Source organism: Microbispora triticiradicis (assembly GCF_005864065.1).
GTDB lineage: Bacteria > Actinomycetota > Actinomycetes > Streptosporangiales > Streptosporangiaceae > Microbispora > Microbispora triticiradicis.
On sequence record NZ_VANP01000002.1, the window covers coordinates 699,464 to 710,028 of the forward strand.

The window sequence follows — 10,565 nt, forward strand, 5'->3', positions numbered from 1 at the left end:
ATGGACGTGCTCCCGGATGAATACGTTAACCGGAGGTTTCACGATACCGACCGGTAGGTATGGCCGCCAGGTGTCCACCTCGCGAAACGCCGCTTGCATGCCCATGCCCGGCGGTGCATACTCTCTACACAAGCAAGAACATGAGGTTGCCTGCATAGCCATGCAGGGGAGTCTGGGGGGCCGATGAGGGCGGCGATCGCCGGAGCGAGCGGATACGCGGGGGGAGAGCTCCTCCGCCTGCTGCTGGGCCACCCCGACGTCGAGATCGGCGCGCTCACCGCGGCGTCCAGCGCCGGCACGAGACTGGGCGCGCACCAGCCCCACCTGCCGTCCCTGGCCGACCGGGTCATCGAGCAGACTACCCCGCAGGCGCTGGCCGGGCACGATGTGGTCTTCCTCGCGCTGCCGCACGGTCAGTCGGCCGCCGTCGCGGCCGAACTCGGCGACGGCACGCTGGTCGTCGACTGCGGCGCCGACTTCCGGCTGGCCAGCGCGGAGGAGTGGACGGCCTTCTACGGAGGCGTCCACGCGGGCACCTGGCCCTACGGCCTTCCCGAACTGCCCGGCCAGCGGGAGATCCTGCGGGGCGCCCGGCGGATCGCCGTGCCCGGCTGCTACCCGACCGCCGCGACCCTGGCGCTGTTCCCCGCCTTCGCGGCCGGGCTCGCCGAGCCCGACGTGGTGGTGGTCGCGGCCAGCGGCACCTCCGGGGCAGGCCGCGCCCCCAAGGCCCACCTGCTCGGCAGCGAGGTCATGGGCTCGGTCGGTGCGTACGGAGTCGGCGGGGTCCACCGGCACACGCCGGAGATGGAGCAGAACCTGTCGGCGGTCGCCGGGCGGCCCGTCCGCGTGTCGTTCACGCCGACCCTCGCGCCCATGAGCCGCGGCATCCTCGCCACCTGTACGGCTCCCGCCGCCTCCGGGACGACCCCCGCCGCCGTGCGGGAGGCGTACGAGGCGGCGGTCAAGGACGAGCCGTTCCTCCACCTGCTGCCCGAGGGCGTGTGGCCGGCGACGGCGATGACGGTCGGGGCGAACACCGCGGTTTTGCAGGTCGCCCTGGACCAGCGGGCCGGGCGGATCGTGGCCGTCGTCGCCGTCGACAACCTCACCAAGGGCACCGCGGGCGGCGCGATCCAGAGCGCCAACCTCGCGCTCGGTCTTCCGGAAGAACTCGGCCTTCCCACCAATGGAGTCGCCCCGTGAGCAAGACCTTCCCTTCCGAGGAGCGTGCATGAGCGTCACCGCACCCCTGGGCTTCCGCGCCGCCGGAGTCGTCGCCGGGATCAAGAGCGGCGGCGCCCGCGATCTCGCCCTGGTCGTGAACGACGGCCCCTCGCGGGCCGCGGCGGGGGTCTTCACCCGCAACCGGTTCAAGGCCGCGCCGGTCCTGTGGTCCGCCCAGGTTCTCGACGGCGGCCGGGTCAGGGCGGTCGTGCTCAACTCCGGCGGTGCCAACGCCTGCACCGGCCCCCTGGGCTTCCAGGACACCCACGCCACCGCCGAGAAGGCGGCCGAGGTCCTCGGCGACTCCGCGGCCGAGATCGCGGTGTGCTCGACCGGGCTGATCGGCGAGAGGCTCCCGCTCGACGCGCTGCTCGGCGGCGTGGGAACGGCCGCGGCCCAGCTCAGCCGGGACGGCGGGCTGGCCGCCGCGGACGCGATCCGGACCACCGACACCGTCAGCAAGATCTCCTTCCGCCGTGGCGAGGGGGGTTACATGGTGGGCGGCATGGCCAAGGGCGCGGGGATGCTCGCGCCCGGTCTGGCCACCATGCTGTGCGTGCTGACCACCGACGCCGAACTCGGTTCCGAGGAGCTCGACACGGTGCTGCGCAAGGCGACGGCGGTGACGTTCGACCGGCTCGACACCGACGGCTGCATGTCGACCAACGACACGGTGCTGCTGCTCGCCAGCGGCGCGTCCGGCGTCCGCCCCGACCTCGCCGAGTTCGAGAAGGTCGTCACCGCCGTCTGCGCCGACCTGTCCCGGCAGCTTCTGGTCGACGCCGAGGGCGCCACCAAGGCGATCGCGATCGAGGTCGTCGGCGCGGCGTCGGAGGACGACGCGGTGGCGGTGGGCCGGGCAGTGGCCCGCTCGAACCTGCTGAAGTGCGCGATCCACGGCGAGGACCCCAACTGGGGCCGGGTGGTCAGCGCGGTCGGCACCACCGACGCGGTCTTCGAGGCCGAGCGGGTGAACGTTGCCGTCAACGGCATCTGGATCTGCCGGGGAGGCGCCGCCGGCGACGACCGCTCGAAGGTCGACCTGCGCCCGCGCGACGTGACCATCACGATCGACCTGTCCGCCGGCCCGCACAGCGCGACCGTGCACACCACCGACCTCACGGCGGCCTACGTGCACGAGAACTCGGCGTACTCGTCATGAGCGTCCGACGCAACGGCGCCCTGGACAAGGCGCACACACTGATCGAGGCCCTGCCCTGGCTCGCCCGCTTCCACGGCGCGACCGTCGTCATCAAGTACGGCGGGAACGCGATGACCGAGGAGCACCTGCGGGCCAAGTTCGCCGCCGACGTGGTCTTCCTGCGCTACGCGGGACTGCGCCCGGTCATCGTGCACGGCGGCGGGCCGCAGATCCAGTCGCACCTCGACCTGCTCGGGATCGACAGCCACTTCGTGTCCGGCCTGCGGGTGACCACCCCCGAGGCCATGCAGGTCGTCCGGATGGTGCTCGTGGGGCAGGTCAACCGCGACGTCGTCGGGCTGATCAACGGCCACGGGCCGTTCGCGGTCGGCATGTCCGGCGAGGACGCCCACCTGTTCACGGCCGAGCGCAAGCACGTGACGGTCGACGGCGTCAAAGTCGACATCGGGCAGGTGGGGGAGATCGTCCGCGTCGAGGCGGGAGCCGTGCAGGCCCTGCTGGACGACGGGCGCATCCCGGTGGTGTCGTCGGTGGCCCGCGGCGACGACGGCGGGATCTACAACGTCAACGCCGACACCGCGGCCGCGGCGCTCGCCGTCGCGCTCAAGGCGTCGAAGCTGATCGTCCTGACCGACGTCGAGGGGCTGTACGCGGACTGGCAGCCTCCGGGCGAAGGCGAGGAACCGGGCTCGGGCTTGGAAGTGGTCAGCCGGATCACCGCCTCGGAACTCGCCGCGCTGCTGCCCTCGCTGTCCAGCGGGATGGTGCCGAAGATGGAAGCATGCCTGACGGCCGTGCGCGGCGGCGTCCCGCAGGCACACGTGCTCGACGGGCGGGTGCCGCACGCCCTGCTGCTGGAGGTCTTCACCGACGAGGGAATCGGCACGATGGTCGAGCCGGACGCGGGCCCGGGGACGGACGGCCGGACCCCGGTGAAAGTCGCGAACGGCGTCGTGAGCGGAGGGGATGCCAGGTGACCGGCAACGACGAACTGCGCGAACGATTCGCGTCGGCGTTCATGCACAACTACGGGGTGCCACCCGTCGCCCTGGCACGCGGCGAGGGCTGCGCCGTCTGGGACGTAGACGGGCGCCGCTACCTCGACCTCATCGGCGGCATCGCGGTGAGTTCGCTCGGGCACGGCCACCTCGCCCTGGTCGAAGCGGTGTCGCGGCAGGTCGCCACGCTCGCCCACACCTCGAACCTGTTCCTGCACGAGCAGGAGGTGCTGCTCGCCGAGAGGCTGCGCACCCTGCTCGGGGAGCCGGCCCGGGTCTTCCTCGCCAACTCCGGCACCGAGGCCAACGAGGCCGCGCTGAAGATCGCCATCAAGTACGGCCGGACCCACGGCCGCGGCTACATGGTGGCGGCGGAGAACGGCTTCCACGGCCGCACGCTCGGCGCGCTGTCACTCACCGGCAAGCAGTCGATCCGCGACCAGTTCGGCCCGTTCCCGCTCGACGTGCGGTTCGTTCCGTACGGCGACGCGGACGCGCTCAAGAACGCCGTGACCGAGGACTGCGCCGCGGTCTTCCTGGAGCCCACGCAGGGCGAGGCCGGGGTCGTCCCGCCGCCCGAGGGCTACTTCCGCGCGGCCCGGGAGATCTGCTCCGCCACCGGCGCCCTCCTGGTCGCCGACGAGATCCAGTCGGCCATCGGCCGCACCGGGCACTGGTTTGCCCACCAGGCGGAGGGAGTCGTCCCGGACATCGTGACCCTGGCCAAGGGGCTCGGCGGGGGCATGCCTATCGGAGCCTGCCTCGGCCTGGGAGAGGCCGGCGAGGTCTTCACCAAGGGAGACCACGGCTCGACCTTCGGCGGCAACCCGGTCTCGTGCGCCGCGGCGCTGGCGGTGCTCGGCACCATCGAGCGCGACGGCCTGCTCGGCAACGCCGCGCGTGTGGGAGCGCTCCTCTCCGAGGGCATCGCCGCCGTGCGGCACCCACTGCTCAAGGGCGTCAGGGGACGCGGACTGTGGCTCGCCGCCGTGCTGACCGCCCCCAAGTCGGCACAGGTGCAGGCCGCGGCCCAGGAGGCCGGTTTCCTGGTCAACGCGCTGCAGCCCGACGCGGTCCGGCTCGCGCCGCCGCTTGTGATCACCGAACCCGACGCGCGGGTCTTCCTCGACGCGCTGCCCGGCATCCTGGAGGCCGCCGATGCCTGACGACAACCTCGTGAACACCGCCGCGCGGGTCCGGCACTTCCTGCGCGACGACGACCTGTCCCCCCAGGAGCAGGCGCAGGTGCTCGACCTCGCCGAGGCGATGAAGAAGGACCGGTTCGGTTACCGGCCGTTCGAAGGCCCCCGGGCGGTCGCCCTCCTCTTCGACAAGCCGTCGACCCGGACTCGCGTCTCGTTCTCCGTGGGCGTGGCGGAGCTGGGCGGGCTGCCGCTGATCATGGACGGCGGCACCTCGCAGATGGGACGAGGCGAGCCCGTCGAGGACACCGCGCGGGTGCTGTCCCGGCAGGTCGCGGCGATCGTCTGGCGGACGGGAGGCCAGGAGCGCATCGAGACGATGGCGGCCTACTCGTCGGTGCCGGTGGTGAACTCGCTGACCGACGAGTTCCACCCCTGCCAGATCCTCGCCGACCTGCAGACGATCCGGGAGCACAAGGGCACGGCCGGCGGGCTGACACTCGCCTACCTTGGCGACGGCGCCAACAACATGGCGCACTCCTACCTCCTGGGCTGCGCCATGGCCGGGATGCACGTCCGGATCGGGGCGCCCGCGGGTTACCTGCCCGATGCCGCGGTGCTGGACCGGGCCGCCGAGATCGCGGCGTCCACCGGGGGATCGGTCGTGGCGCTCAGCGATCCCGAGGCGGCCGCGGCCGGGGCGCACGTGATCGCCACCGACACCTGGGTCTCGATGGGTCAGGACGGCAAGGACGAGCGGGTGGCGGCCTTCACGCCCTACCAGGTGAACACGGCTCTGCTCTCCCTGGCCGACCCTGACGCGATCGTGCTGCACTGCCTGCCGGCGTACCGGGGGCTGGAGATCGCCGCCGACGTCATCGACGGACCGCGCAGCGTCGTGTGGGACCAGGCGGAGAACCGGCTGCACGCGCAGAAGGCGTTGCTGCACTGGCTCGTGACGCGGAGCGCGGAGGGGTTGTGAGCATCCCGCTCACCAAGGCGGCGCGGCACGCCCGGATCGTCGAGTTGCTGACCCGGCACAAGGTCCGCTCGCAGCCCGAGCTGGCCAGGCTGCTGGCGGAGCAGGGAGTGGAGGTGACCCAGGCCACCCTCTCCCGGGATCTCGACGAGCTTGGCGCGCTCAAGTTGCGGGCCGACGACGGCACTCTGGTTTACGCGCTGCCCGGTGAGGGCGGCGGCCGGATCCCGATCTACCGGGCCGGCGCCGCCAACGGATTCACCGAGAACCCCGACGCGCGCCTGCGCAGGATCGCCGAGGAACTCCTGGTGTCGGCGGAGGCGTCCGCCAACCTGGTGATCCTCCGCACGCCTCCGGGGGCGGCCCAGTTCCTCGCCTCGGCCGTCGACCACGCGGGCTGGGACTCGATCCTCGGCACGGTGGCCGGTGACGACACGATCCTCGTGATCAGTAGGAGCCCCACGGGAGGGCAGGCGCTGGCGGAATCCCTGCTCAGCCTGGCCACCCGCAGGACGCCGGACGTGACCAGGCACAAGCTCACCGCCGACGTCCATGATCACTCTCATGGAGACGAGGAAGCGTGACTGTGCGGGGCCGGTCCGTGTGCGGGGACCGGTCCACCCGTCGGCTAAGGTCGCGGATTAGTCCCGCACGAGGATCCATCAGGAGGATCCACCACGAGGATTCATACGGAGAAACGCGCCGAGCGCTCGTCCAGGGGACGACCGGAAAGGCGTGAGATCTCCGTACGAGGGCTCCTCGCGGAAACGCACGCGGTCGCCTTTTGCCGGCGGAGATATGGAAATCGGAGGGAGAAGACGGTGGCGGACAACAAGCCGATGCGGCTCTGGGGTGGCAGGTTCGAGGGGGGACCCGCGGACGCCCTCACGCGCCTGTCGGTGAGTGTGCAGTTCGACTGGCGCCTCGCGCCGTACGATCTGCTGGCTTCGCGCGCGCACGCACGCGTGCTGCACCGCGCCGGCCTCCTGACGCAGGAGGAACTCGACCGCATGCTGGGCGCGCTCGACGATCTCGACCAGGCCTGCCGGAAGGGGGAGTTCCGTCCCACCGTCGCCGACGAGGACGTGCACACGGCGCTGGAGCGCGGCCTGCTGGAGCGGCTCGGCTCGCTGGGCGGCAAGCTCCGGGCCGGCCGCAGCCGCAACGACCAGGTGGCCACCGACCTGCGCCTCTACCTGCGTGACCACGTCCGCACGATCGTCTCCAGGCTGGTCGAACTGGAGACCGCGCTGATCAGCCAGGCCGAGGAGAACGCCGACGTCGCGGCGCCCGGCATGACGCACCTGCAGCACGCCCAGCCGGTGTCGTTCGGCCACCAGCTTCTCGCCCACGTCCACCCGCTGACCCGGGACGTGGACCGGCTGCGGGACTGGGACAGGCGCGCGGCGGTCTCGCCGCTGGGCTCCGGCGCGCTGGCCGGATCCTCCCTGCCGCTCGACCCTGCCGCCGTCGCCGCCGAACTCGGGTTCGACGCCCCCGCGCCGAACTCGATGGACGCGGTCGCCGACCGTGACTTCGCCGCCGAGTTCCTGTTCTGCGCGGCCATGATCGGCGTGCACGTCTCCCGGCTCGGCGAGGAGGTCGTGCTGTGGGCCTCGCAGGAGTTCCGGTGGATCGAGGTGGACGACGCCTACTCCACCGGATCCTCGATCATGCCGCAGAAGAAGAATCCCGACGTCGCCGAGCTGGCCAGGGGCAAGAGCGGCCGGCTGATCGGCGCGCTGATGTCACTGCTGACGACGCTGAAGGGCCTGCCGCTCACCTACAATCGCGACCTCCAGGAGGACAAGGAGCCAGTCTTCGACGCGGTCGACACCCTGCTCCTGGTGCTCCCGGCCGTGTCCGGCATGATCGCCACGATGCGGGTCAACAAGGCCAAGCTGGAGACCAGCGCGCCCGACGGGTTCGCGCTGGCGACCGACCTCGCCGAGCTGCTGGTCCGCCGCGGTGTCCCGTTCCGGGACGCGCACGAGGCCGTCGGCCACCTGGTGGTGTGGTGCCAGGTGAACGACAAGGACCTCGGTGAACTGACCGACGAGGAACTGGCGAAGGTCTCGCCGCACTTCGCGGTGGACGAGACGGGCGCGAGCGTCCGCGACGTGCTGAACGTGCACGGGGCGCTGGCCGCCCGCAGCGCCTTCGGCGGCACGGCGCCCGACCGGGTCCGTGACCAGGTCGCGAGTCTCCGGGAGATCGTCGACGGCCAGGCGGCATGGGCGAACGAGAACTGACCGACGACGTCGCGGGCGAGCCGCTCGGCCGCGACTTCTTCGACCGCCCTTCGGAGGTGGTCGCCCCCGATCTCCTCGGCCGGGTGGTCGTGCACGGGTCGGTGGCGGTCCGGCTGAGCGAGGTCGAGGCGTACGGCGGCCCGGGGCAGGACCCGGCTTCCCACACCTACCGGGGGCGCACGCCACGCAACGCCGTCATGTTCGGCGAGCCGGGACACCTCTACGTCTACTTCACGTACGGCATGCACTACTGCGCGAACCTCGTGTGCATGCCCGCGGGCACCGGCTCGGCCGTCCTGTTACGGGCGGGCGAGGTGGTCGCGGGCGTGCACACCGCTCGCATCCGCCGCATGCCGCACGCCGACGGTCCCGGGATGGAGGGCCTGGCCCGCCGGGTTCCCGACCGGGATCTCGCCAGGGGACCGGCCCGGCTCGCGGTGGCCCTCGGCCTGGTGAAGGAGCACAACGGCACGGACTGCTGCTCGGGTGGCCCCATCCAGGTGCACGAGGGCCGGCCGGTGCCGTCCGGCCAGGTGAGGACGGGCCCGCGCACCGGAGTGTCCGCCGGCGCCGACACCCCCTGGAGGTTCTGGATCGACGGTGACCCCACCGTCTCTCCCTACCGCGCGCACGTCCCCAGGCGCCGTGGCCGAGCCGCGCGCTGACGCGTCGCCAAGAAGTGGCGATAGGGTTCCGTGATCAGGCAGGCTTGTACGGAAGCCCGTACACCCACCATCGATAAGCGAAAGCCACGACCGTGACCGTAACTTCAGGCAATATCGTGCCGACGTCGGAGATGGGTGACATCCTCGACGAACTCGAGTGGCGCGATGTGATCGCGCAGACCACCGACATCGACGCGCTGCGCAAGGCGCTGGCCGACGGTCCGATCACCGTGTATGCGGGCTTCGACCCGACCGCGCCCTCGCTGCACGTGGGCAACCTCGCGACCCTGCTCATCCTGACCCGCTTCCAGCGGGCGGGACACCGCCCGATCGGGCTGGTCGGCGGCGCGACAGGCCTGATCGGCGATCCGAGCGGGCGCAGCACGGAGCGGGCGCTCAACTCCAGCGACATCGTCGCCGAATGGGTGTCCCGCATCAGGGTGCAGGTGGAGAAGTTTCTCACCTTCGAGGAAGGGCCGACCGCGGCCACGCTGGTCAGCAACCTCGACTGGACGGCCGAGCTGAGCGCGATCGACTTCCTGCGCGACATCGGCAAGCACTTCCCGGTCAACCGGATGCTCGCCAGGGAGTCGGTCTCCGCGCGGCTGGCCGGTGAAGGACTCAGCTACACGGAGTTCAGCTACCAGATCCTGCAGGCCAACGACTACCTGGAGCTGTACCGCCGGCATGGGTGCACGCTCCAGCTGGGCGGCAGCGACCAGTGGGGCAACATCACCGCCGGTGTCGATCTCATCCGGCGGGTGGAGAGCGCCCATGTCCACGCGCTCACCGGCAAGCTGATCACCAAGGCCGACGGCACCAAGTTCGGCAAGACAGCCGGCGGCGCCGTGTGGCTCGACCCCGCGCTGACCTCGCCCTACGCGTTCTACCAGTACTGGCTCAACGCCGACGACCGGGACGTCGTGCGCTTCCTCAAGGTCTTCACCTTCCGTACGAGGGAGGAGATCGAGGAGCTGGAGAAGGCGGTGGCGGAACGGCCGGCGGCCCGGGCGGCGCAGCGCGCGCTGGCCGAGGACCTGACCACCCTGGTACACGGCGCCGACGAGCTCGCCCGGGTGATCGCGGCCTCGCGTGCGTTGTTCGGGCAGGGTTCGCTCGCGGAACTGGACGCCCGCACCCTGGAGTCGGCTCTCGCGGAGGTGCCGAAGGCGGTCGTCCCCGCCCTGGGGGCGTCGTACGTCGACCTGCTCGCGCAGAGCGGGCTCGTCGAGTCCAAGTCCGCGGCGCGCCGGGCCGTGAAGGAGGGCGGCGCGTACCTGAACAACACGAAGATCACCGATGAGGAGTACGTGCCCTCCGCGGAGGATCTGCTGCACGGCCGGTTCCTCGTGCTCCGCCGCGGCAAGAAGACGGTCGGCGGCATCGAGGTCGCCTGATCGTCGGTACGTCGATCGTTTGGAGCCGTCCCGGCCGACCGGTCCGGGGCGGCTCTTTCGCGGTCAAGGTTTCTTGTGGCGCAGGTAACAATCTTGTGGCCTTGGCGGCAGCGATGGCCAGAAGTCGCTGTCTGGCCTGGGGTTTTGGCCATCTCGGCGTGATTTGACGGCCGGGCGGACGTTGCCTAATGTTTTCCTCGCCCCCGGGGAGAGCGGGACGCCGAGAGGCGGCCGGGCCCCGACGGGCAAGCCACTCCGACAACCACCCAGACGAGGCGCTCGCGCCGGATCGGGGTCGTCTGCGGCACGGCGGAACCGAGAGGTTTGACGTGAGGCGGGCGAGGGTTTAAGATGGAGTGGTTGCCCCGAAAGGGGAAGGTCACTCTGACAAGAGCATCGGCCGAGATCGCATGACTCGCTTCGGGTCTGTGACACGGTGATCGCCGAAGAGTCGGCCGGACGGAAGTAATCGCCCTGGATCTCGGGACCCGTCACGGGTTTCGGGTGATGGTGGTCGCGTCCGTTTCTTGAGAACTCAACAGTGTGCTAAAAGCCAGTGCATGAATCATGCATGACCCCGTCACCGTGTTGGTGGCGGATTCCTTTGACGGTGCCTTTCCTTAGCCGGGGGGTGCCGGCCAGGGGTGACACTTTTCAGACATTGTTTGGAGAGTTTGATCCTGGCTCAGGACGAACGCTGGCGGCGTGCTTAACACATGCAAGTCGAGCGGAAAGGCCCTTCG

Annotated in this window: 9 protein-coding genes and 1 rRNA gene; all 10 read left to right on the forward strand. The window is 70.8% G+C overall.

Annotated elements, in window-relative coordinates; genetic code table 11:
* Nucleotides 1-183: 183 nt before the first annotated feature.
* Complete coding sequence (gene argC / locus FED44_RS08135; protein ID WP_117408336.1) at nucleotides 184-1,206, forward strand: N-acetyl-gamma-glutamyl-phosphate reductase; 1,023 nt, start codon at nucleotides 184-186, stop codon at nucleotides 1,204-1,206.
* Nucleotides 1,207-1,234: 28 nt separating this feature from the next.
* Complete coding sequence (argJ, locus tag FED44_RS08140; protein ID WP_117408337.1) at nucleotides 1,235-2,389, forward strand: bifunctional glutamate N-acetyltransferase/amino-acid acetyltransferase ArgJ; 1,155 nt, start codon at nucleotides 1,235-1,237, stop codon at nucleotides 2,387-2,389.
* Nucleotides 2,386-3,366, forward strand: coding sequence for an acetylglutamate kinase (gene argB / locus FED44_RS08145; RefSeq protein WP_138460232.1), 981 nt, complete (start codon nucleotides 2,386-2,388; stop codon nucleotides 3,364-3,366). The genes argJ and argB overlap by 4 nt, the downstream gene beginning before the upstream one ends.
* Nucleotides 3,363-4,553 carry an acetylornithine transaminase gene (locus FED44_RS08150; RefSeq protein WP_138460233.1) on the forward strand — a complete coding sequence of 397 codons (1,191 nt, stop codon included), beginning with the start codon at nucleotides 3,363-3,365 and terminating at the stop codon, nucleotides 4,551-4,553. Before argB ends, FED44_RS08150 begins: the two co-directional genes overlap by 4 nt.
* Nucleotides 4,546-5,511 (forward strand): ornithine carbamoyltransferase, encoded by a 966-nt coding sequence (gene argF, locus FED44_RS08155; RefSeq protein ID WP_138460234.1) that lies wholly within the window; start codon nucleotides 4,546-4,548, stop codon nucleotides 5,509-5,511. The genes FED44_RS08150 and argF overlap by 8 nt, the downstream gene beginning before the upstream one ends.
* Nucleotides 5,508-6,092: an arginine repressor gene (locus FED44_RS08160; protein ID WP_117408341.1), complete on the forward strand. Its 585-nt coding sequence runs from the start codon at nucleotides 5,508-5,510 to the stop codon at nucleotides 6,090-6,092. Before argF ends, FED44_RS08160 begins: the two co-directional genes overlap by 4 nt.
* Nucleotides 6,093-6,347: 255 nt before the next feature.
* Complete coding sequence (gene argH / locus FED44_RS08165; protein ID WP_117408345.1) at nucleotides 6,348-7,760, forward strand: argininosuccinate lyase; 1,413 nt, start codon at nucleotides 6,348-6,350, stop codon at nucleotides 7,758-7,760.
* Entirely contained in the window at nucleotides 7,742-8,425 is a 684-nt protein-coding gene (locus FED44_RS08170; protein WP_117408342.1) for a DNA-3-methyladenine glycosylase, read from the forward strand. Before argH ends, FED44_RS08170 begins: the two co-directional genes overlap by 19 nt.
* A gap of 131 nt (nucleotides 8,426-8,556) precedes the next feature.
* Complete coding sequence (gene tyrS / locus FED44_RS08175) at nucleotides 8,557-9,822, forward strand: tyrosine--tRNA ligase (RefSeq protein WP_117408343.1); 1,266 nt, start codon at nucleotides 8,557-8,559, stop codon at nucleotides 9,820-9,822.
* Nucleotides 9,823-10,484: 662 nt separating this feature from the next.
* Nucleotides 10,485-10,565, forward strand: a 16S ribosomal RNA gene (locus tag FED44_RS08180); the annotation flags it as partial.

What these genes read in the sequence shown, in the direction of transcription:
- argC (WP_117408336.1), top strand. Translation starts at nt 184, where the DNA reads ATGAGGGCGGCGATCGCCGGAGCGAGCGGATACGCGGGGGGAGAGCTC.
- argJ (WP_117408337.1), top strand. Translation starts at nt 1,235, where the DNA reads ATGAGCGTCACCGCACCCCTGGGCTTCCGCGCCGCCGGAGTCGTCGCC.
- argB (WP_138460232.1), top strand. Translation starts at nt 2,386, where the DNA reads ATGAGCGTCCGACGCAACGGCGCCCTGGACAAGGCGCACACACTGATC.
- argF (WP_138460234.1), top strand. Translation starts at nt 4,546, where the DNA reads ATGCCTGACGACAACCTCGTGAACACCGCCGCGCGGGTCCGGCACTTC.
- argH (WP_117408345.1), top strand. Translation starts at nt 6,348, where the DNA reads ATGCGGCTCTGGGGTGGCAGGTTCGAGGGGGGACCCGCGGACGCCCTC.
- FED44_RS08170 (WP_117408342.1), top strand. Translation starts at nt 7,742, where the DNA reads ATGGGCGAACGAGAACTGACCGACGACGTCGCGGGCGAGCCGCTCGGC.
- tyrS (WP_117408343.1), top strand. Translation starts at nt 8,557, where the DNA reads ATGGGTGACATCCTCGACGAACTCGAGTGGCGCGATGTGATCGCGCAG.